The sequence below is a fragment of the Enterocloster aldenensis genome (genome assembly GCF_003434055.1).
Classification (GTDB): Bacteria; Bacillota; Clostridia; order Lachnospirales; family Lachnospiraceae; genus Enterocloster; species Enterocloster aldenensis.
The window spans coordinates 1-21,818 of record NZ_QVEX01000033.1 but is presented as its reverse complement, the minus strand read 5'-3'; the positions used below and the strand labels follow the sequence as shown (position 1 = coordinate 21,818).

The 21,818-nt window shown below is 51.1% G+C and carries 19 protein-coding genes; all 19 read right to left on the bottom strand.

The genetic code is table 11. The features are described 5' to 3' along the window. Positions 1-118: 118 nt before the first annotated feature. A complete protein-coding gene (locus tag DWX59_RS28080) occupies positions 119-595 on the bottom strand; it encodes a DUF6672 family protein (protein WP_117563444.1) in 477 nt (158 codons plus the stop codon). Further along, positions 592-1,719: an ABC transporter permease gene (locus DWX59_RS28075; RefSeq protein WP_117563443.1), complete on the bottom strand. Its 1,128-nt coding sequence runs from the start codon at positions 1,717-1,719 to the stop codon at positions 592-594. Before DWX59_RS28075 ends, DWX59_RS28080 begins: the two co-directional genes overlap by 4 nt. Continuing rightward, positions 1,716-2,795: an ABC transporter permease gene (locus tag DWX59_RS28070; RefSeq protein ID WP_117563442.1), complete on the bottom strand. Its 1,080-nt coding sequence runs from the start codon at positions 2,793-2,795 to the stop codon at positions 1,716-1,718. Before DWX59_RS28070 ends, DWX59_RS28075 begins: the two co-directional genes overlap by 4 nt. A gap of 12 nt (positions 2,796-2,807) precedes the next feature. Beyond that, positions 2,808-4,397, bottom strand: a complete 1,590-nt coding sequence (locus tag DWX59_RS28065) for a sugar ABC transporter ATP-binding protein (RefSeq protein ID WP_117563441.1) — start codon at positions 4,395-4,397, stop codon at positions 2,808-2,810. 78 nt (positions 4,398-4,475) lie between these two features. Further along, positions 4,476-5,768 carry a DUF3798 domain-containing protein gene (locus DWX59_RS28060; protein ID WP_117563440.1) on the bottom strand — a complete coding sequence of 431 codons (1,293 nt, stop codon included), beginning with the start codon at positions 5,766-5,768 and terminating at the stop codon, positions 4,476-4,478. 144 nt (positions 5,769-5,912) lie between these two features. Beyond that, on the bottom strand, positions 5,913-7,436 hold the full coding sequence (locus DWX59_RS28055) for a sensor histidine kinase (protein WP_117563439.1): 1,524 nt from the start codon (positions 7,434-7,436) through the stop codon (positions 5,913-5,915). Continuing rightward, positions 7,433-8,113, bottom strand: coding sequence for a response regulator transcription factor (locus DWX59_RS28050; RefSeq protein WP_117563438.1), 681 nt, complete (start codon positions 8,111-8,113; stop codon positions 7,433-7,435). The genes DWX59_RS28055 and DWX59_RS28050 overlap by 4 nt, the downstream gene beginning before the upstream one ends. Positions 8,114-8,274: 161 nt before the next feature. Beyond that, positions 8,275-8,604: a DUF1292 domain-containing protein gene (locus tag DWX59_RS28045; RefSeq protein ID WP_117563437.1), complete on the bottom strand. Its 330-nt coding sequence runs from the start codon at positions 8,602-8,604 to the stop codon at positions 8,275-8,277. Between the two features lie 94 nt (positions 8,605-8,698). Then, positions 8,699-9,235 carry a cob(I)yrinic acid a,c-diamide adenosyltransferase gene (locus tag DWX59_RS28040; protein WP_117563436.1) on the bottom strand — a complete coding sequence of 179 codons (537 nt, stop codon included), beginning with the start codon at positions 9,233-9,235 and terminating at the stop codon, positions 8,699-8,701. After that, positions 9,232-11,058 (bottom strand): ATP-dependent helicase, encoded by a 1,827-nt coding sequence (locus DWX59_RS28035; protein ID WP_117563435.1) that lies wholly within the window; start codon positions 11,056-11,058, stop codon positions 9,232-9,234. The genes DWX59_RS28040 and DWX59_RS28035 overlap by 4 nt, the downstream gene beginning before the upstream one ends. Next, positions 11,048-12,505, bottom strand: a complete 1,458-nt coding sequence (gene gltX, locus DWX59_RS28030; protein ID WP_117563434.1) for a glutamate--tRNA ligase — start codon at positions 12,503-12,505, stop codon at positions 11,048-11,050. The genes DWX59_RS28035 and gltX overlap by 11 nt, the downstream gene beginning before the upstream one ends. A 165-nt stretch (positions 12,506-12,670) precedes the next feature. Continuing rightward, positions 12,671-13,372 carry a hypothetical protein gene (locus DWX59_RS28025; RefSeq protein ID WP_117563433.1) on the bottom strand — a complete coding sequence of 234 codons (702 nt, stop codon included), beginning with the start codon at positions 13,370-13,372 and terminating at the stop codon, positions 12,671-12,673. Between the two features lie 41 nt (positions 13,373-13,413). After that, on the bottom strand, positions 13,414-15,534 hold the full coding sequence (locus tag DWX59_RS28020; protein WP_117563432.1) for a polyribonucleotide nucleotidyltransferase: 2,121 nt from the start codon (positions 15,532-15,534) through the stop codon (positions 13,414-13,416). Positions 15,535-15,812: 278 nt separating this feature from the next. Next, complete coding sequence (gene rpsO / locus DWX59_RS28015) at positions 15,813-16,079, bottom strand: 30S ribosomal protein S15 (protein WP_002569329.1); 267 nt, start codon at positions 16,077-16,079, stop codon at positions 15,813-15,815. Positions 16,080-16,271: 192 nt separating this feature from the next. Continuing rightward, entirely contained in the window at positions 16,272-17,225 is a 954-nt protein-coding gene (locus DWX59_RS28010) for a bifunctional riboflavin kinase/FAD synthetase (RefSeq protein ID WP_117563431.1), read from the bottom strand. Positions 17,226-17,272: 47 nt separating this feature from the next. Continuing rightward, a complete protein-coding gene (gene truB, locus DWX59_RS28005) occupies positions 17,273-18,208 on the bottom strand; it encodes a tRNA pseudouridine(55) synthase TruB (RefSeq protein ID WP_117563430.1) in 936 nt (311 codons plus the stop codon). 36 nt (positions 18,209-18,244) lie between these two features. Next, positions 18,245-19,195, bottom strand: a complete 951-nt coding sequence (locus DWX59_RS28000) for a DHH family phosphoesterase (protein WP_117563429.1) — start codon at positions 19,193-19,195, stop codon at positions 18,245-18,247. Further along, entirely contained in the window at positions 19,195-19,596 is a 402-nt protein-coding gene (gene rbfA, locus DWX59_RS27995) for a 30S ribosome-binding factor RbfA (RefSeq protein WP_008723021.1), read from the bottom strand. The genes DWX59_RS28000 and rbfA overlap by 1 nt, the downstream gene beginning before the upstream one ends. A gap of 111 nt (positions 19,597-19,707) precedes the next feature. Continuing rightward, positions 19,708-21,818, bottom strand: a 2,111-nt coding sequence (infB, locus tag DWX59_RS27990) for a translation initiation factor IF-2 (RefSeq protein WP_117563428.1), incomplete at its 5' end; no start/stop codon positions are given.

Genomic DNA, 21,818 nt, shown 5'->3' with positions numbered 1-21,818 from the left:
CGCAAGAGATATCTTACCAGATGCTTCGACAATTGTCAACAACTTTTTTAACTTTTCGCAGAAAAAAATGCAGCCATGTCTTATCCATGGCTGCATCATGAAATTAATTGTACCGGATTTAAATATCTCCCATATTGAACTCATCTATGGCGCCATCTACAGGAGCTTCCTCACTTGACTCTTCAGGCACTTCCTCAGCAATCTGGAACTCGGAAAGATATGCCTCCTCCGGAAGCCCTGCCAGATATGCAGGAAGGTTGACTGCAATGCCATCCATGTGGTATGGCAGGTCCAGGGTCACATTAACGGTTTCCTCTGTCCCGCCCTTTTCCTGGGTGATTTCAAGCGTCATATTGAACTTCTGCCCAATACAGGTCGCCATGCCCCTCTCCTTGTCGCGGAGTTTTGCCACCTGTTCACCATCCACGAATACCACAACCTTATAAGGCGTGGTGTAGGTCTGGCCGTTATAATCAAAGGATTTATTATCAATATATACCGTATGGCCGCGGCCAATGAGCATCATGAATCCAGCAATAATGAGTAGGAGTAGGACCGCTCCCACCCTGAATAGAATGGTACGTTTCTTTTTCAATTCTCCGCCTCCTCATCCTGTGCAAGCTGAAGCATCTGACCAGCCTTGCCCTTTGCCCTGCGTTTTTTTGCTTCATACATAATAAGAGCCAGCGTTATGACACCATAAGAAATGAACACACGGAAATATTCACCTATCATGGAATCGCCCGTTATCTTCGCACCGGCTGACGGCGCAACGATAAACATCAGATGGAACAGGATGACGCCAAGGAATACGTTGCCAATCGATGCCCTATCCACGGATGCCCCGCCCACAAGCAACGCTGCAATACAGAACATACCTATCTGGGTATGGGAACTGTAGGTTGAAATATTACCCATATTCTGCAGATAGATGACCATGCCAAGGCCGGCAAAAACCGTGGACATCACAATGGCAATGATCCTGGTCCGCTCCACCTTGATGCCGGCATCTCCTGCCACGTCCATGTCCTGCCCCACGGCACGCATGTCCTGTCCAAGCTTTGTCTTTCTGAACCATATGATGAACAGGCATAAAAGACCGATGACAATCAGGGTCAGCACCGGAATCTTAACGCCTCCAATGCGGATTGCCAGCAGGTTATCAAGATACTGCCTCATATGCAGAAGGCTGACCGTGTTGCGGACGCCATATCCCCTGGGCAGTTTGATGGATGAATGCATGATCGGGATAATGGAACCCATCATATACAGAACCACCAGCTGGTATAAACCATTCATGAAAAAGCTGATGATATAGCTGGTAATCATCTCCCTGCCTTTTGCCCTGTTAAGCATTTTACCGCAAAAGATACCCAGCAGGATGGATATGGGAATCGATATGATCATGGCAAGGATAATACCGGGAATCCCCCATATCTGCCAGTCAGCAGCAAAAATCAGGCCAATCTGACCAGCCATGGCTCCCAGCGTCATGCCAAAGTTCAGGCCCATGCCAGCCATGATGGGAATCAGAAGGCTGAGGATCAGGAAGGCGTTCCTTCCAAGCCTGGTCATGATTTCATTAAGCAGGTATCCCGGAGAAAAGCCGGATACCGGAATGCAGACGGCGCAGATAAGGATAAACATCAGCGGCACAGAGTTATTCCTGGCTAGTTCGACGATTCGGTTGCTGCCGTTTTTTTTCTGTTTTGTGCTCATTTAGATCCCTCCGTCTTTCTGGTTAAAGCGTAAAGAATCATACCGTTAGATACAACGATACGGATTACCTCGCTCATATCCATATGAATCATGGAATTCATTACCGTTGGGGTCATGGTCACAATACCCTGGAACAGGAAGGTACCAATAATGACGTTGGTAATGGACGCCTTGTTAACTGAAGCGCCGCCGATAAGGATGGCAGACACCGCAGGCAGCGCCATATAAAACGGCGCCATATAGAGCTGGATGAACCCAAAGCCCTGCTCATACATCAGGATGCCAACCGCGGCAAGCCAGGTGGACATAATGACTGAGAGCATTCTCATCTTGTCAATGTTAATGCCGGACGCCCTTGCAAAGTTCGGGTTTGAACCCACTGCCGTCATGGCCGTGCCGGTCTTTGTGTGGAGAAATGCCCACATCAGGAACGCAAGTACTGCAAAGAACAGGAGGCTGCCCACAGGTATGGAAAAATGTCCAATGTGGATCTGAAGGAAATTAGCCAGGACCTTGTCATAAAAGCCTTCCAGTGATATGGTGGTACGAAGCCCTTTTCCTGACAGTCCCCAAACCATGGTCGGGCTGCTGTAAGGCAGTAAAAGCCACATCATACACATAAAAGAAACAGATGAAAAGCCCACATAGGTGGCAATCATCATTTCCCCGCCTTTTATCTTGTTTAACAGCCAGCCATAACCGCCGCCAAACACCAGGGCAAAAGGCGTTGCAATCAAAATAGCCATGACAAAGCTCATAGGTCCGCTAAAACCGAACTGTATGGACATGGTGGCTCCCAGAAGGCCTGATATGATACCTAAAGGAAGACCGAAGTTAAGGCCGCAGCCTGAATGCACCATGGGCACCATGGCCAGCACCAATACCGCATTCCAGCTGAAACGGTTAATCGTGTTGGTTATCTGGGTAGGAAGGTCCGCCCCCACAAGGGGTGCCAGAATAAAGAGCGCCAGAAGGAACCCGGCGATGATTAATCTTGGCAGACCAAAGTCATTCACAAATTCCTTGATTTTTGTCTTATAGCCAAGAGTTGTTGTCGTATTATCATTTTTTCCCATGCTGTCTCCCCCTTATTTAACCTGGCTGACCATGAGCAGGCCGAATTCTTCTGAGGATTCGGTCGCCGGCAGGATTCCAGCAATCTTACCACCCGAAACAATCGCAATGCGGTCACAGGTTGTCCGCAGTTCTTCCAGCTCGGATGAAATCATGACCACCGTGACGCCGTGTTCTTTGTTGAATTTCTTCAGGGCGTCCAGAACCAGTGACTTCGCGCCCACATCAATACCTCTTGTGGGCTCGGATACAAACAGGAATTTAGGTTCAAGGGCAAATGCCTTGGCCAGGCACACCTTCTGCTGGTTTCCGCCGGAAAGCTCCTTGGCCTTCTGCAGGGAACTGGTACATTTAATCATAAGTTCGTCAATATACTTCTGGGTCACCTCATGGATGGCTTTCTCGTCCCTCCACTTAATCAGGCCGCCCAGATAATTCTTAAGGAATTTGTCCTGGATCTGCATGGCGGAAAACGCAATGTTCCACTCAAGTGTTTCGTCAAGCAGCAGTCCCACGTCCCTTCTGTCCTCGGAAACAAAGGCAAGGGATGAATCCAGGCATTTCCTTGGGTTGTTAAGCGGAATCTCATGTCCGTCGAATTCCACTGAGCCGCCTGCTTCATAGAGTCCCATGACCCCGTTGGGAATGCCCAGCTTTCCCTGTCCGGCCAGCCCGCCGATTCCAAGGATTTCGCCTTCCTTAATATCCAGGTTGACGTTGCGCACGGTCTCACCGGGCATGTCAACCCACAGATTGCGGATGGACATGATGGTCCTGGCATCCGGGTTGATCCGGATGTCGGCCCTGGCAGTGGACTGGATATTCCTGCCCACCATCCACTTGGTAATGTCCGCCACATCCGTTTCTTTCGATGGCACATCCTTTACAACATAACCGTCACGCATGATTACAACCGTATCGCATACGGTCAGTATCTCATGCAGTCGATGAGTGATGAAAATCACGGCAATACCTTTGGCGGACATGCCGCGGATTGAATCTAACAGGGCCTCTGCCTCTTTCTCAGTCAATACGGCCGTGGGTTCATCAAGAATCAGCAGTTTCAGCTGCTCCTTGCTGAGCTCACGGGCAATCTCAGTAAACTGCTTATGCCCTACCGGCATGTCACTGATGACCATATCCGCATCAATCTTTACGCCCATTTTATCAATGGCCTGTGAAGAACGTTCGGCCATTGCCTTATAGTCCAGGGTATTTAATCTATCTCCAAAAACTTCTGAAATTATATTCTTCTTCATCGGTTCACGGTTTAACAGGATATTTTCCGTGGCTGTAAAACCCGGTATTAAGGAAAATTCCTGGTGAACCATGCCAATTCCCGCATTCAGCGCATCAAACGGCGTGGAGAAATTGACTTTCTCACCGTTAATCAGGACGTCTCCGCCGTATCCGCCGGTTTCCCTGATTACATCCATACCGAAAAGGAGCTTCATCAGCGTACTCTTGCCAGCTCCGTTTTCGCCTACAAGGCCCAGTACCTCACCGGCTTTCAGTGTGAAGTTGATATCCGTAAGGACCTGGTTCCCAAAGAAATCCTTTTTGATATTCCGCATCTCCAACAAGGGAGTGTTGTCATTTATCATCGTTATGCCCCACTTAAAAACAGCAGGAGGAGAGTGAACTCCCCCCACTGTTGTCCAAATTTAGTATTATAAAGCGTCTTACTTAATGGTGAAGTATTTCTCCGGAACCTCAATCTGTGTAGAGCCCATGAAATGTCCGGGATCGCCCATGATATAGGTATCCTGATAAACCAGGAATACGTTGTCTAACTTAACGCCGGTTTCCACGTTGGTGTAGTTGGAACCATTCCACTCAGCCTTTGGTGAGAATACCTGATAAGCCTTGGCAATATCATCGATATCATCCAGTTCGCTCTCGCCATTAAGGACGTTCAGGGCGTGCTGTGCAAGACCTGCAGAGGTTGTGTAGCCATAGGAATAAGCCCATGTGCCGAAGTGGTCAGCCCCGCCTTTTTCAACAATGGTGGACTCAACCTTGGCAAGGATCTTATCAAAGTCTCCTGCCTCAGCCGTCAAATCGATGCCCAGTGCGCCTGGATAACCCATAAGCGGTGAAGGAAGGTCAGCCTCGATGAAGTAGCCGCCGTATTCCATCAGCTGCTTAAGCAGCGGCTCGGTATGTGCATCGTTGGTACAGAAGTAGGCAGCGTTCTTGCCGTATTTCTCAACCCACTCCGGAACCTTCTCAAGGATGTAAGCCTGAGCACCGGCAACGCCCACGTCAGAGGTTGGGTCTGGAGCAGTCTCAAGAACGAATTCCATGCCAAATTCCTTGCAGGCTTCCTTCATGACAGCCACACGGCGGCTCATGGTCTCATACGCCATATGACGCGGGAAGGAAATATGTACAAAGGTGTCGCAGCCCAGTTCATGGGCAGTACGGATGATCAGGTAACCACGCGCAACGAAGTCGTTGTTGCAGACCAGGTCTGCGGCGCTTCCGATCTCCGGCAGGTCCTCATGACCCTCACCTGCGATACAGATGATGTCCGGGCGGCTTTCTTTAATCTTACGGAAAGCTTCGGTTGTACCTGGAACAGACTGGTTAACGATGATCGCCTTCATCTGCGGGTCATCGGAAAGGTTAACAATGGTCTGAATGGTTGTTTCAAGTTCCTCGGTAAAGTTGTCGGGATAGATGGCCAGTTTAACCATATCCTCGCCATACATGGCCTGGAATGCCTCGGCGCCACGTCTGTCGTCCTCGGACTGTGACACAGAACCAGTTACGATACCAATATGGAAATCGCCGGTCCCTGATGCCTCGGTCTCCTCTGCATCGTCTGCCTGTGTGTCGGCCTGTGCATCGGGTGCCTTGGACTCAGAAGCCTGCGTGGCAGGTGCCTGGGTAGTGCCGGTGTTGGATCCGCCGCAGCCAGCAAGTCCCGTAACAACGGCTGCTGCAAGCAGAATGCTAAGATACTTCTTCATAACAAACCTCCAAAATCTTATTTTAAAAAGGGGACAATAGGTACCTATTAATTGTAGCATATGCACATTTTTTGTCAACTATAAATAAACAAGCCGTAACAATGTGCGTAACGGTACCATATGGCTCATTGTCCCCTCCTCATCCTACATCCCGCTGTCCAGGGTGAACCAGAATTCCACCCCGCCGTCCACATTTTCGACACCGCAGTCCTTGTTGTGGGAATCCATGATGGCCTTGACAATGGAAAGCCCAATGCCGCTGCCGCCGTATTCCCTTGTCCTTGCCTTATCTACCTTATAAAACTTTGTCCAGAGGTTCCCGATGTCCTCCTCCGGAATATGATGCCCTGTATTGAATACAATGATCCGGACTTCATCTTCATTTTTTTCCAGCCGTATTTCAATCCGTTTCTCCCCTTCCAGATGGTTCATGGCATTGTTCAGATAATTCGTGACGACCTCTTCTATCTTAAATTCATCTGCCCACACCCACACCGGAGCCTCCTGCCCAAATACAACGGACGCCCCTTTCTGCTGCAGAAGTATGCCTGCGGACGAGAGTATGCCCTTAATCAGGGTCACGATATCAAACTGTTCCATCACCGGCATGTCATTGCCGAATTCAAGGGCTGTCAGGGTAAGGAGCTGTTTTACCATCTTGTTCATCTTATTGGCCTCATCCATGATGACATCACAGTAGTAATCCCTGCTTTCCGGATTCTCCGCCATGCCTTCGGTCAGTCCTTCCGCGTATCCCTGGATTAATGCAATGGGGGTTTTCAGTTCGTGGGATACATTTGCGATGAAGTCCTTCCGGGTCTCGTCAATGCGGATTTTCTCTTCTATATCCCTTTGAAGTTCATTGTTGGCAGTTTTCAGTTCCCCGATGGTTTCCTTTAATTTTTCCGACAATGTGTTCATGCTGTTGCCCAGGACCCCGATTTCATCCTCTGAACTGCCTGTGTAACGGGCCTCGAAATCCAGTTCCGACATACGCGCCGAAAGGGCTGCCAGGGAACGGATGGGGGATACCACCATTTTCGTGGTCCCATACATAAGGATGCTGCCGAACACCAGGGCCGCCAGACCCACATAGGCCATGAATTTATTGGAGATATCCACGCTTTCGTGGATGCTGGCAAGAGGCATGGACATGATGAAGATGGTCCTGTTGTCATCAAAAAAGCCCCAGCTTTCCAGGTAATAGCCCTGGGAACGCCTGTCATAGCTTTTCTGTATCTTATAATTGTCTTCGGAAATCAGCGTCTCTGTCTGGGGTTCATTTTTCCCAAGAATATACTGGTGCACCCGGTCGGCCAGGAACCTTCCGTCCCGGTAGGAGGGCACCATGTTGTCATTCATGCTGTCCACGATGGCAATGGTGATATTATACTTCTCGCTCATCAGCCGGAGCATGCGGCTGGCCTCGGTCTGCTCCCCGTCCTTGGAGTAAAGGCTTTGAAGGTCGTCTATGATGTTCTCGCCGTTCTCAGCCTTCTCAACGACAAACTCATTCAGCTTATCATATACTTCTTCCAGCAGTTTCAGCTTTTCATTGGTATAAAAGCCTTCCAGGAAAAAGCTGTTCACCGCCCACAGGGTAAGGAGCACCGCTGCCATAAGGCCGATAAAAATCATGGTGAATCTCACCCTGATTGAATGTTTCATCCTTCACTCACCTCGAATTTGTAACCCATTCCCCATATGGTCTTAATATAATCCCCTTTTTTTCCCATCTTGCTGCGCAGTTTCTTCACATGGGTGTCAATGGTCCGGGCATCTCCGAAATAATCGTAATTCCACACATTATTGAGTATCTTCTCCCTGGAAAGCGCAATCCCCTGATTCTCCACAAAATAACTGAGCAGTTCGAATTCCTTGTAACTCAGCTCAATCTCCCTGCCGTCTATGGTCACCTGGTGGGCTGCCTTGTCAATACAGATTCCGCCCACATCCATATTCTCCGTTGAGGCCACATTGCTCCTGCGCAGGATTGCATCCACCCTGGCCACCAGGATCTTGGGGCTGAAGGGCTTGGATATATACTCATCCACCCCCAGGGAGAATCCCTGAAGCTCGTCCCGCTCCTCGCTTCTGGCTGTCAGCATGATTACGGGCACCCGGGAATATTTGCGGATGGTCTTTAACACCTCCCACCCGTCCATCTTGGGCATCATCACGTCCAGCAGTACCAGGGCAATGTCCTTTTGTGCGAAAAAAGTATCCACCGCCTCCTCGCCGTCCCCTGCCTCAATTACCGCAAAGCCTTTATTGGTCAGGAAATCCCTGACCAGCTTCCTCATTCTGGCCTCATCGTCCACCACTAATATCTTAAGCGCATCCATGGTTTAGCCTCCTTCACTTACTTAGGACTTATTTTAACAAAAAAAAAGAAAGATTTCCATGTTTTCACACAAGTTTCACAGCTTGGACATCATAATTACAAAAAACAGCAAAAAAGCTCCGGAATCCTTCCCGGAGCCAGATCTATCATCAGTATGGGCCTTTATTCTTCTTCTAATTCATCCTCGCCCACAAGCTCGTCATATTCCTGGGCATCTAAAAGCTCGTCAAAGGCATCCGCCACAACCTCATACTCATCGTCATCCTCAATGTTGTCCAGGGTAGGCTCACCGTCCTCTGTCTCGCTGTAGCGGTAGAGATATACTTCCCCTTCCTCTGAATCAGCGCCTTCAACCGGGAGAAGGGCAATGTATTCGCGCTCCCCTGCATTGAAAATGGTCAGTACCACACACTCCACCTCAGTGTCATCATCCAGGGTGAGGGTAACGGTCATCTCCTGCTCTTCCTCGTTTAAGTTCTTCTCGTCTGCCATATCATGATTCCTCTCTTAATCTGCTTTCTTTGAATTGTGTATCTATTCTTACACTCTATCAGACTCACTGGAAAAATGCAAGAAAATATTCACCCTAATACTCAATCCCCTCGCGGGCAGGTATCCCCCTTTCAAAGGGGTGCCTGCCCATGACCATTTCCGTGATATAGTCCGCGCATTCCATCAGCCCATCCGATGGCCCGCGTCCCGTCATGACCACTTCCAGGCCATCGGGTTTGCTGCGAAGCTTCCCAATCACCATGTCCTCGCGGACAAAACCCAGACCGCAGGCGCCGATGACCTCATCCAGCACCAGCATGTCATACCCTGGATCCCCGTCCAGCCCTGCTGCCATTTCCCATGCCATGCGTAGCAGGTTATCATAGTATACAGCAGCCGCTTTCCTCTGGACCGCCGACATTTCCCAGGAAAACCCGAAATTCCGGTCGCAGGGAAGCAGGGTGATTCCAGGCACATGGGCCAGCCCCGTCACTTCCCCGGAGTCGTCTGTTTTCAGGAAACGGGCAATCAACACCCGTTTCCCGCGCCCCGCTGCCCGGACCGCACTGCCAATGGCTGCCGTTGTTTTTCCCTTGCCGTCCCCGTGATATATATGGATAAGACCTGTCATTGTCCCGCCTCCTTAACAAACCGCGATACTTCCTGCTTTTTATGGTACCGCTCTTTTACATAATATATGTGAAGCCGCTCCTTTGCCCTTGTCATGGCCACATAGAACATCCTGCGCTCTTCCTCCATATCCTGGTCCAGCACCGCCTTGTGATGGGGGGTTATCCCCTCATTGGCATCCAGGATATAGACCACCCTGAATTCAAGACCCTTGGAACTGTGCATGGTCATAAGGCTGACGCCCTGTCCCGGGCCGTTCCCTCCCTGGGCCTGCTTTAACAGCTGTTCCCTGTAGGCATCCATGTGGGCGAACCAGGCCCCGTATGTCTGAAAGCCGCCGGCGCTCTCCTGAAGCTGGTCCAGCACCTCCAACAGTTCCTCCGCCTTCATCCTGCGCTCTCCCGCATATTCCCTGAGATATGAATCATAATCCACGGCCTTGCGGATATAATTCACGGCAGCTGCCGGGGACATGCTCTTAAGCATGAGCAGATCATACTCCAGCTGTTCAATCCTGTCTAACATCCAGCTTTTGTCCTGGTAAAAGGATTTCACTGCTTCCCAGTCCACTATCTGGCGCTCCAGGGCATCCCGGCTCACATATCGCTTGGGGCGGTTGATGATGGAAAGGATATTGGCCCTGCTAAGGTCCCCTGACGCAGCCTTAATATAGGACAGCACGTTCTTTACAATCCAGTGGTCATAAAGGTTAGGCACCGTATCACGCATGCAAAAAGGGATATTATACTCCATCAGCTTTTCAATCAGGAGCCTTGGCCCCATGTTCGTGCGAAAAAGCACCGCCATGTCCTGAAAGGCAATGCCCATGGATGCGTAGTCCCGCAGTTCCATGGCAATTGCCAGGCTTTCCTCCATGGGTCCGGGCCATTCCCGGATGTCAACGGGCCTTCCCGGCCCCCTGGCTGCCTTTATATCCTTTTCAAACCGCGTCCTGTTGTGGACAATCAGTTTCCCGGCCGCCTCCACGATCTGGCGGCTGGAGCGGTAATTGGTGTCCAGAAGCAGCCGCCTGGCATCCGGATAATCCCGCTCAAACCCCAGCATGATTTCAGGCCTGGCCCCCCGGAAACGGTATATGGACTGGTCGTCGTCGCCCACTATGAACAGGTTGTTCCCAGGCAGGGCCAGCATTTTCACAATCTCGTACTGGATCCGGTTAATATCCTGGAATTCATCGATTAGTATATACCTGTATTTATCCTGCCATGCAGAAAGGATATCCTTCCTCTCCTTAAACAGCTGGTGGCACATGACCAGCATATCATCAAAATCCAGAAGCCGGTGCCGCCTTAACTGCTCCTCGTATCCGCTGTACAGCTGTTTAAATATTTCCTCAGGGCAGTTTTTGGCATAGTAATGGTCCAGGTCCATCATCTCTCCCTTGACCATGCTGATTTCGCTGAGGATGGAGGATATGAACTCCCCCTCGTCCTCCACCTCCAGGTCACAGCGGCCTAACAGCGTCTTTATGAACTGTATCCTCTGCTCTTCCCTTACAATGTTGGCGGCCTGGTACCGGTAGGCCAGTTTCAGAATCAGAAAAAAGACAGAATGGAAAGTTCCGAATGAAACTCTGCTGCATCCTGCCCGGGTCATCTGTGCATACCGTTCCTTCATCTCCCTGGCCGCTGCCCTGGTAAATGTTATCACCAGGATATGGGACGGGTCAACTCCGGCTTTTTCCGTAAGATAACGGACCCGGTTGGTAATGACTGTGGTTTTGCCTGAACCGGGCCCTGCCAGAACCAGCATAGGCCCCTGCCTGTGCCGGATTGCTTTTTTCTGTGTATCGTTAAATGCCATCGCTGATTTTCTTTATGCCTGCCTTCAGTCTTGACAGGGACTCCTCTTTGCCCAGTACCTCCATGATCTCAGTGGCCCCGGCCGGTGTCATCTGTTTGCCGGAAACAGCGGTGCGGATCGGCCACATGACATAACCTGTCTTGACGCCGTTCTCCTCCACATACCTGGAAAGGACTGCGTACAGGGCATCGTTGCTGTAATCCTCCTGGGCCTCCAGAACGGGAAGCAGGTCCGTAAGCACCTTCAGGGAGGTTTCACTGTTGGTCTTCATCTTCTTATGGGTGTACATGGCAGCGTCGTACTCCGGCAGTTCCTCAAAAAAGTCAATATGGCCCGCAATATCAGGAAACACTTCAATCCTGGTCTTGACCATGGCAGCTATCTTGCGAAGGTCCAGGTTCTTTTTAACCACGGTCCTGATGTAGGGCTCTGCCATCTCATAGAACTTCTCAAAATCCATGGCTTTTATATACTCGCCGTTCATCCACTTAAGCTTTGTCATGTCAAATACGGCCGGGGACTTGCTCATACGGTGGTAGTCAAATTCCTTCACCATGTCCTCCAGGGAAAAGATTTCCCGGTTGTCCTCGGGTGACCATCCAAGAAGGGCCACATAGTTAACCACTGCCTCTGACAGGAACCCCTGCTCCAGCAGGTCCTCAAAGGAGGAATGGCCGCTCCTCTTGCTCAGCTTGTGATGCTGCTCGTCCGTAATCAGGGGGCAGTGCACGTAAACCGGGACCTCCCAGCCAAATGCCTGGTAAAGCCGGTTGTACTTAGGCGAGGAGGACAGGTATTCATTGCCCCTTACCACATGGGTGATTCCCATCAGATGGTCATCCACCACATTGGCGAAATTGTAGGTGGGATATCCGTCCGACTTAATCAGCACCATGTCGTCCAGCTCAGAGTTGTCCACCGTGATATCGCCGTATATCTCGTCGTTAAACGTGGTGGTTCCCGTGACCGGGTTGTTCTGGCGGATGACATAGGGCAGGCCTGCTTCCAGGTTGGCCTTGATTTCCTCCTGGGACAGGCCCAGGCAATGCTTGTCATATGCCATGATTTCCTCTCCCCCCACTGTTTCCTTAAGGGATGCAAGGCGCTCAGGGGTACAGAAGCAGTAATATGCCTCCCCCTTATCAATCAGCTTCTTTGCATATTCCAGGTATATGCCGGATGCCTGGCGTTCACTCTGGACATAGGGACCCACCCCGCCGTCCTTATCCGGACCTTCGTCGTGAATCAGGCCGGTATCCTTCAGTGTCTGGTAGATGATTTCCACCGCACCTTCCACATAGCGCTCCTGGTCTGTATCTTCAATGCGGAGAAGGAAATCCCCGCCCTCATGTTTTGCAATCAGGTAGGCATATAATGCCGTCCTTAAGTTTCCCACATGCATCCTTCCGGTTGGGCTGGGTGCATATCTTGTCCTAACTCTGCTCATCTCTCATCAGTCTCCTATATTTTCCTTATTCCTGGAAATGTTCTGTCATTCCCGGTGATGACTCATAAAACACATTATATAACGAAGGCCAAAAAAAGACAATGCCTGATTTTACCCAGGCACTGTCCGATTATACTGCATATCTGATGGAATCTGATTCCGGATTTACTTAAAAGATGCGTTCTCCAGATCGTCCACGAACTTATCCATGTCAGAAGGCATCCATGAAACCTTCTCCTTGCCGCTTACTTCCACTTTCATCTTCTCGCACTTAACAGTAACGTCCGTGGTCTCCGTGGTTGGCTCCATCTCGCCGAACTTTGCAATGACCTGCTTGATTACGTCCTGCATCAGGGCCATGGTTGCTTCTTCGTCACCTGTCATGAGTGCTGTCAGGGTCTCCTCATCCATATTGGTCTGGATTTCGGTCATAAGGTCTGTCATGATCTGGTTCATGTCATCGCTGGAATAACCGGTCACCTTCAGAAGGACGGTTGTCTCATCCTTACCCTCATCCTGGATTTCAGCGGTATAGCTCAGCTTGTTCAGAAGCTTGGACATGGTGTCGGACATTTCTGCCACTTCCTCGTCCGTGAACTCGATGCCCATACCGGAAAACTCGTTCTTGAACATGTCAGACATTTCCTCGTAATCATCGGTGAGCAGGGAAGCCCTTACATCATCCTCAGATGCAAAACCAAGTAAATCCTTCATAGGGGTGGCATTTTCCTTAACAGTCAGTTCATACATTGCTCCCACTACCTGGTCTGCCGGTACAAGTTTGCTCTGGCATCCTGTCAGCGCCACGCTGCAGATCATCATCACTGCCGCAAGCAGCACTGCCAACTTTGTTCTAACGTTTCTCATAATCACTTTTTCTCCTCTTTTTATATTGCTATTAGCAGAGATCAGGTCTCTGGTTTAGCCTCTTCCTTTTTTCCGGCCAGGTCGCTTGGCCTCATGGTCAGGTTAATCCTGCCCATCTTGTCAACCTCGGTTACTTTGACCGTAACCTGGTCGCCGATGTTAACCACATCCTCTACCTTGCCCACCCGCTTATCAGACAGCTTGGAAATGTGTACCATTCCGTCCTTGTTTGGGGCCAGCTCAACGAATGCGCCGAAGTTCATGATACGGACCACCTTGCCCTCAAATACCATGCCGGCTTCTATGTCTGTAACGATTCCGGTAATGATGGTGATTGCCTTGTCAATCATGGCCTCATCAGTACCGCATACGTTTACGGATCCATCATCGGTAATGTCAATCTTGACACCGGTCTCTTCAATAATCTTATTGATGACCTTGCCCTGCTTTCCTACCACATCGCCAATCTTCTGTGGATCAATGGTAATCTGCTTAATCTTGGGCGCGTATGGGCTTAAATGTTTTCTTGGCTCATCAATCACAGGCTTCATCACGTCATCCAGGATGTGCATCCTGGCTTCCCTTGTCCTGGCAATGGCCTCCTCGATAATGGGTCTTGTAAGGCCGTGGATCTTGATATCCATCTGGATGGCAGTGATACCGTTCTTTGTACCGCCCACCTTAAAGTCCATGTCGCCGAAGAAATCTTCCAGGCCCTGGATATCAGTCAGCACAAGGTAATCATCATCCGTGTCACCGGTTACCAGGCCGCAGGAGATACCGGCCACCATCTCTTTAATCGGAACGCCGGCCGCCATCAGGGACAGGGTGGACGCACAGATGCTTGCCTGGGATGTGGAACCGTTGGATTCCATTGTCTCTGAAACAGTGCGGATTGCATATGGGAATTCTTCCACGCTTGGCAGCACGGGAATCAGGGCCCTTTCCGCCAGCGCGCCATGGCCGATCTCGCGGCGTCCCGGTCCCCTGCTTGGCTTTGTCTCGCCAACTGAGAAGGACGGGAAATTATAATGGTGCATGTAGCGTTTGCTGGTTTCATTCTCATCCAGTCCGTCAATCCTCTGGGCCTCGGAAAGAGGCGCCAGTGTGCAGGCGTTGAGGATCTGGGTCTGTCCGCGGGTAAACATGCCTGAACCGTGTACCCTTGGCAGCAGGTCAATCTCTGCGGCCAGGTGGCGGATTTCATCAATGGCACGGCCGTCGGGACGCTTGTGGTCCTTAAGGATCATCTTGCGGACCGTCTTTTTCTGGTACTGGTAAACAGCTTCGCCCAGAACTGCCAGCCACTCTTCGTTCCCAGCAAATGCCTCTTCTAAACGGGCTGTGATTTCAGCAATGTTCTTCTCCCTGGTCTGCTTGTCATCTGTAAATACGGCAGTCTCCATCTCTACAGGAGGAACAATCTCCCTGATTGCGGCAAACAGTTCTTCCGGAACCGCACAGCTTTCATAGGAATGCTTTTCCTTGCCGCACTCGGCAACAATGGTGTCGATGAAGCGGATGATTTCCTGGTTTACCTCGTGGGCCCTGAAAATGGCGTCAATCATCTTCTGCTCCGGCACTTCGTTGGCGCCGGCTTCAATCATGATGACCTTTTCCCTGGTGGAGGCAACGGTTAAGGCCATGTCGGAAACCTGCTTCTGGGCAGCGGTGGGGTTGATGACGAACTCACCGTCCACAAGGCCTACCTGTGTGGTTGCACATGGTCCTGCAAATGGGATATCGGAAATGCTGGTGGCAATGGCGGAACCCAGCATGGCTGTCAGCTCAGGGCTGCAGTCCGGGTCAACGGACATGACGATGTTGTCCAGGGTTACGTCGTTGCGGTAATCCTTTGGAAACAGGGGGCGCATGGGACGGTCAATGACACGGCAGGTAAGGACCGCGTTCTCAGATGCCTTTCCTTCCCTCTTGTTGAAACCTCCAGGAATCTTGCCCACGGAATATAATTTCTCCTCATATTCCACGCTCAGAGGGAAGAAATCAATGCCCTCCCTTGGCTTTGAGGATGCTGTAGCTGTTGCAAGAACGACTGTGTCGCCATAATGCATGAATGCTGCGCCATTGGCCTGGGCCGCTACCCTGCCAACCTCTACGGTCAGCTTGCGTCCAGCCAGGTCCATACTAAAACTTTTAAACATACTGGTGTCTCCTTTTCTTCCTAAAAAATAATGATATGATCTTATGACGGAGACAAAAAAGATGCCGAAACTACTAATCTGCCCGCCGGACACCGGCGGCAGCCGGGACCTGCGGTCTGTCCAGGCCGTCCTGCGGGTACATCAGCGGTCTCGGAGTATCTCTCCTGTCCGTCCATTCCGGTAAAATGCCGCAGATTCCGGGCATCATACCGCAATTACTTCTCCCATGTTTGAAAAGCAAATATAGGGTGGAGTCCCCTCCACCCTAATCTTCAGAATTACTTTCTGATACCAAGCTTCTCGATTAATGCACGATATCCTTCCAGATCCGTTTTCTTCAGGTAATCCAGAAGACCCCTTCTCTGTCCAACCATCATCAGAAGACCTCTTCTGGAATGATGATCCTTAGGATTCTGCTTTAAATGTTCGGTCAGTTCGGTAATCCTTTCTGTCAGGATAGCGATCTGAACCTCAGGTGAACCTGTGTCACCAGGCTTACGGCCATACTCTGCAATGATCTGTGCTTTCTTTTCCTTAGAAATCATGGTAGTTCCTCCTTAAAATAGTTAGTCTCACCGCAAACCAGGCAAATGGCTGGAGTAACCAGTTAACCGGGCATCGGCGTAATCTCATACCGGCTCAGTATAACACAACCGCGGACAAAAGTAAACCGGTAATTTGATTTTCAGTTTTCATTTGACCGCATTTTCCCGCTGTCTGAACGGCTGCGCCATTTTTCAGCGTCCTGCCACTTCAATCTCCGGATGCATCTCAAAATACCCTGCCGCAAACTCCTTATCCATCTCAATCCTCTGCTTCAGTTCTTCCAGGGAGGCAAACTTCTGTTCGGGCCGGTCAAAGGCCAGCAGCTGGACCTCAATGGTGTCCCCATATATATCCCGGTCCAGGTCAAAGATATAGGTCTCCACCCCCACAGGATACCGGCCCTCTACCGTTGGCTTTTTCCCTATGTTGGTGACCCCGCGGTAATACACATTGTCCACCAGCACCCTGGATACATATACCCCGAACCGGGGCAGGCGCTTCATGGCAGGAGGCTCTAAGTTGGCGGTGGGGAACCCCAGGATGCTGGAACCGATGTGGTTGCCGTGGACTACTTTCCCATGTATGGAATAGGGCTCCCCCAGCAGCGCATTGGCCTTTTCCACGTTTCCCTTTTCCAGTTCTTCCCTTATATAGGTGCTGCTGATATCGCGCATATGGTCTTTTTCCTTTTCAATCACATGGAGGCGGTATCCCAGTTCCTTTTCCATGTGCTTCAGAAGTCCTGCATTGCCCGCGCCCTGATAGCCAAAACTGCAATCCGGCCCGACCACGATTTCCCTGGCGCCCATACGGCCTGCCAGTATATCTTTCACAAAATCCTCAGGGCTCATGCGGCGGATTTCCTCATCAAACGGATATTCCACCAGATAGTCAATCCCCATCCGTTCCATGTTGGCGCGCCGCTCCATGTTGGTGGTTATCACGGTCTGGGGCTGGCCGGACATCTGGGTCAGGGGCGCGATGCTGAATGTAAAGATAGCCGTCGGATAACCGAGCTCCTGCTTCAGCTCCTTCATGGTGCGTAAAAGCTTCTGATGGCCCCTGTGCCTTCCGTCAAACTTGCCCACGGTAACAATGGTTGGCTCCTCTATCTGAAATTCCGTGGTGTCTGTTATATACCTCATCCTGCTATTCCTCATTTTCCTTCCGTATGGTGTCAAACATGATGGTATCAGGTATGCTCCGGGGCAGCCAGGAACATTTTCCACGGCTTCCACCAGTGTCTGCTGTCCTGATACTCATATACACCCACAAAATGTCCCTTGCTGTCGTACATCCTGAATCTCAGGCCGTCCTCCAGCCCGTCCAGGCAGCCGTCCCCGGCATCCAGCTGGCCTTTGAAACAGGGATTGCCATTATAAAGGAAGGCGTCCGCCTCAGGCAGGACCTTCAGCCCGGCATACCCCTCAAGGGCTGTTTCCACCGGAAGGATGCATGTATCAAGGCCGCCCTCATCCCTTATCCTTTCTATCTCATCCAGCCTGAGGCTGTCTTTTATATCGAAACGGTCCACCCTGGTACGGGTCAGATGCTCCATGCATCCGCCGCAGCCCAGCTTCCCGCCGATGTCATGGCACAGGGTCCTTATGTAAGTCCCCTTGGAACAGGTAACGGTCATCCACACCCTGGGAAGCACCACCTTGTCCACACGGATTTCCAAAATCTGGACCTGTCTGGCCTGGCGTTCCACTTCCTTTCCTGCCCTGGCAAGCTCATACAGCTTTTTCCCGTCCACCTTAAGCGCGGAATACATGGGTGGGATCTGGTCATAATCCCCCTTATATCCCAACACGGCTTCTGTCACAGCTGCTTCCTCCAGTCCCATGGCCGCATGATGCCGGTCCTCCAGTACCTCTCCCGTTGTATCCTGTGTGTCGGTGGTCATCCCCAGCAGCATGACAGCTTCATATGTCTTGGTCCTGTCCGTCAGCATGTCGCAGAGCCTGGTACCCATGCCAAGGCATACGGGAAGCACACCCTCGGCCGCAGGGTCCAGGGTTCCGGTATGTCCAATCTTCTTCTGCTTTAAAATCCCTCTGAGCCGGGCTACCACGTCGTGGGAAGTATAGCCCGGCTCCTTATATACATTCATGATTCCATGGTACATAGTCTCAGTCCTTTTGTCCTGTCCCTTGCCGCCTTCTTATATATCCAGCTGCCTGGCAATGTGCTGGGACAGGTTATTGATTACATCATGTATGCTTCCGGACATGGTGCATCCGGCCGCCCTTACATGGCCTCCGCCGCCAAAAAAGGCAGCAATCCGGCTCACGTCCACATGGTTCTGCGACCGCATGCTGACCTTGAATTCCTGGGCGCCTGACTGGTAAAGGAAAATAGCCACCTCCACGCCCTCTGTCAGCCTCAGCTGGTCGATGATCCCATCCATATCCTTGCTGTCCACGCCGTAAAAGTCCATTTCATTCTGGCGGATTGCACTGAATATACAGCGGCCGTCAAAAAATGTAATGCTTTCCAGCAGGGCCCTTCCCAGGATCTGGTTCTGGATATATGTTTTTTTATAAAAGCTGTTATCGATGATGGATCCGAAGTCAATGCCTTTGTCCATCAGCTTTCCTGCTATCTCCATGGTCCGGGCGGAGGTAGAGGAATATTTGAATACGCCTGTGTCGTGGATGATTCCCGTATACAGGCATTCGGCAACCGTCCTGTCAATCTTCCGGCTGTCCAGCTGCCCGTAAAGGACCTCGCAGGTAGAGCTTGCGCCGTCTTCCACCAGATTGGTGTCCGCGAAACGGGTATTGGTCACATGGTGGTCCAGGCACAGGCTTTTGCCGGCTGATTCCAGGATGCCGGCAAATCCTCCCAGCCTTCCAAGGTCGCCGCAGTCCAGGCAGACACAGAGGCCGTAGACCTCTTCATCCGCCTGGTGGCGTATTTCATCAAATCCCTGGAGATAGCCGAATTTGCATGAGGCTTCCTCCAGGTATACGGCTGCGCGGACAGCCGGATAATTAAGTCGGAGATAGTTATACAGTCCCAGGGCAGATCCCAGACAGTCCCCATCCGGACGTATATGGCCCAAAATTGCCACGGAACCTGTGCCTTCTAACATCTGTTCAAGAATTGTCATCAGCTCTCCTCCTCTTCACCATCCTCATCCGGTCCTTCTTTATCTTTAAGGTCCTTTGTGACCTCATCGATTAGTTTTGACATATTGACCCCATATTCAATGGACTGGTCCAGAATGAACTTAAGCTCCGGTGTATTGCGCAGGTTGATCCTTCTTGCCAGTTCCCTGCGCACGTATCCCTCCGCGCTCTTTAATCCTTCAATGGTTGCCTTTGCCGCATCTTCATTGCCCAGGACGCTGATATAGGCCCTGCAGTATTTAAGATCCGGCGTCACCTCAACGGAAACCACGCTGGTCATGGGATGTATACGCGGGTCCTTGATGCCTGTGCGTATGATCTCACTCAGTTCCCTGAGCACCTCCGCATTGATTCTGGTATTCTTTATGCTGTTCTTACGCATGAAACTCCTCTCTTATCTTCCAGGAAAGGACGCGACAGGCCGCAGCGCTTCCCGGCGCCGCATATTGGAACGCAGCGCCAAGGCGTGGGGCCTGTCATCATCTGTATGGGCCTATCTGGGTACTTCTACCATGATGTAAGCCTCAATCTCATCATCTTCCTGAAGATCATTAAACTTCTCAAATACAAGACCGCACTCATAACCTGCAGCCACTTCCTTCACATCGTCCTTGAAACGCTTTAAGGATGCCAGCGGTCCCTCGTATATCTGCTCCGTGCCCCTCTTGATGCGGCAGCTGCAGCCCCTCTGGAACTTGCCGTCCAGCACATAGGAACCAGCGATGGTACCGATGCCGGATGCCTTGAAGGTCTGACGGATAACGGCATGGCCGATTACCTTTTCCTCAAATACAGGGTCTAACATACCCTTCATGGCTGCCTCCACATCCTCAATGGCCTGATAGATGACCTTGTAAAGACGGACATCCACTTTCTCCCTCTCGGCAATGGACTTGGCGGTTGCATCCGGGCGGATATTGAAACCAATGATGATTGCATTGCTGGCAGATGCCAGGGAAACATCGGATTCATTGATTGCGCCCACGCCGCCGTGGATTACCTTAACCATCACTTCCTCGTTGGACAGCTTGGTAAGACTCTGCTTCACAGCCTCCACGGAGCCCTGTACGTCTGCCTTGATGATCAGCGGCAGTTCTTTTACATTGCCTGCCTTAATTTGGCTGAACAGGTCATCCAGGGACAGTTTTGCTTTTGTATCTTCAATCAGCTTATTCTTGCCTTCTGAGATAAATGTCTCGGCAAAGCTTCTTGCTTCTTTCTCATTTTCCGTTGCCACAAACACTTCGCCTGCATTGGGCACATCGTTAAGTCCAAGGATTTCCACAGGTGTGGACGGTCCGGCTTCCTTCACGCGGCGTCCCCGGTCATCCATCATTGCACGGATTTTTCCGAAGCATGCGCCGGCAGCAATGGTGTCGCCCACGCGCAGGGTACCCTTCTGCACCAGTACGGTGGCAACCGGGCCCTTGCCCTTATCCAGTTCCGCCTCTATCACAAGGCCCCTGCCCTTACGGTTCGGATTGGCCTTAAGCTCCATTACATCTGCTGTCAGAAGGACCATCTCAAGAAGATCGGTGATGCCTTCCTTAGTATGTGCGGAAACAGGCACAAATATAGTGCTGCCGCCCCAGTCTTCGGAAATCAGTTCATATTCGGAAAGTTCCTGCTTTACCTTATCCACATTGGCGCTGGGTTTATCAATCTTGTTGATGGCAACAATGATCTCAACGCCGGCCGCCTTTGCATGGTTGATGGCCTCAATGGTCTGAGGCATCACGCCGTCATCTGCGGCAACTACCAGGATGGCAATATCCGTTGACTGGGCGCCCCTCATACGCATTGCAGTAAATGCCTCATGTCCGGGCGTATCAAGGAAGGTAATCTTGCGGTCATTGATCTCGATGACAGATGCACCGATATGCTGTGTGATGCCGCCGGCCTCCCTGGCAGTCACATTGGTCTCGCGGATTGCATCCAGAAGGGAAGTCTTGCCGTGGTCAACATGGCCCATGACACACACAACCGGTGACCTGGGTATCATATCCTCAGAGCTTTCTTCATCCTCCTTAAGGAGTTCTGCAATCACATCTACCTTTACTTCCTTTTCACAAAGGACATCAAATTCCATGGCAATCTCTTCTGCCTTCTCATAGTCAATCTCCTGGTTCAGGGTTACGATCTGTCCCTTTAAGAAGAGTTTCTTGACAATGACGGAGGGCTGGAGTTTCATCTTATCTGCCAGCTCCCGGATGGTCAGGACCTCCGGAAGGATGATGGTCTTTACTTCATCTGCCTTTGTCTCTTCCTTTTTAGGCTGCGGCATGATAAATGCGCCTTTGCCTGTCTTCGGTACTTTCTTTCCGTCCTCTGTGCGGTCCCTCTTGTCATAACGGTCATTTCTATGGAAATTTTTGTTCTGACGGTTGCTGGTTGGTTTGGCCTGGATGGAAGACTCAAAGGACGGCTTGCTGTCCCTGGTTCCCGGACGGCGGCTGTCACCCCTTACGCCTCTTGTATCCCTTGCATCCTTATCCTTATCACCTGCATAACCGCCCTGGGGACGGTTGCCCTGATAGCCTCCGCCCTGGGGACGGTTGCCCTGATAACCTCCGCCCTGGGGACGGTTGCCCTGATAACCTCCGC

Coding starts and splice junctions, on each gene's coding strand:
- DWX59_RS28075 (WP_117563443.1), bottom strand. CDS start 1,719: ATGAGCACAAAACAGAAAAAAAACGGCAGCAACCGAATCGTCGAACTA.
- DWX59_RS28070 (WP_117563442.1), bottom strand. CDS start 2,795: ATGGGAAAAAATGATAATACGACAACAACTCTTGGCTATAAGACAAAA.
- DWX59_RS28065 (WP_117563441.1), bottom strand. CDS start 4,397: ATGATAAATGACAACACTCCCTTGTTGGAGATGCGGAATATCAAAAAG.
- DWX59_RS28060 (WP_117563440.1), bottom strand. CDS start 5,768: ATGAAGAAGTATCTTAGCATTCTGCTTGCAGCAGCCGTTGTTACGGGA.
- DWX59_RS28055 (WP_117563439.1), bottom strand. CDS start 7,436: ATGAAACATTCAATCAGGGTGAGATTCACCATGATTTTTATCGGCCTT.
- DWX59_RS28050 (WP_117563438.1), bottom strand. CDS start 8,113: ATGGATGCGCTTAAGATATTAGTGGTGGACGATGAGGCCAGAATGAGG.
- DWX59_RS28045 (WP_117563437.1), bottom strand. CDS start 8,604: ATGGCAGACGAGAAGAACTTAAACGAGGAAGAGCAGGAGATGACCGTT.
- DWX59_RS28040 (WP_117563436.1), bottom strand. CDS start 9,235: ATGACAGGTCTTATCCATATATATCACGGGGACGGCAAGGGAAAAACA.
- DWX59_RS28035 (WP_117563435.1), bottom strand. CDS start 11,058: ATGGCATTTAACGATACACAGAAAAAAGCAATCCGGCACAGGCAGGGG.
- gltX (WP_117563434.1), bottom strand. CDS start 12,505: ATGAGCAGAGTTAGGACAAGATATGCACCCAGCCCAACCGGAAGGATG.
- DWX59_RS28025 (WP_117563433.1), bottom strand. CDS start 13,372: ATGAGAAACGTTAGAACAAAGTTGGCAGTGCTGCTTGCGGCAGTGATG.
- DWX59_RS28020 (WP_117563432.1), bottom strand. CDS start 15,534: ATGTTTAAAAGTTTTAGTATGGACCTGGCTGGACGCAAGCTGACCGTA.
- rpsO (WP_002569329.1), bottom strand. CDS start 16,079: ATGATTTCTAAGGAAAAGAAAGCACAGATCATTGCAGAGTATGGCCGT.
- DWX59_RS28010 (WP_117563431.1), bottom strand. CDS start 17,225: ATGAGGTATATAACAGACACCACGGAATTTCAGATAGAGGAGCCAACC.
- truB (WP_117563430.1), bottom strand. CDS start 18,208: ATGTACCATGGAATCATGAATGTATATAAGGAGCCGGGCTATACTTCC.
- DWX59_RS28000 (WP_117563429.1), bottom strand. CDS start 19,195: ATGACAATTCTTGAACAGATGTTAGAAGGCACAGGTTCCGTGGCAATT.
- rbfA (WP_008723021.1), bottom strand. CDS start 19,596: ATGCGTAAGAACAGCATAAAGAATACCAGAATCAATGCGGAGGTGCTC.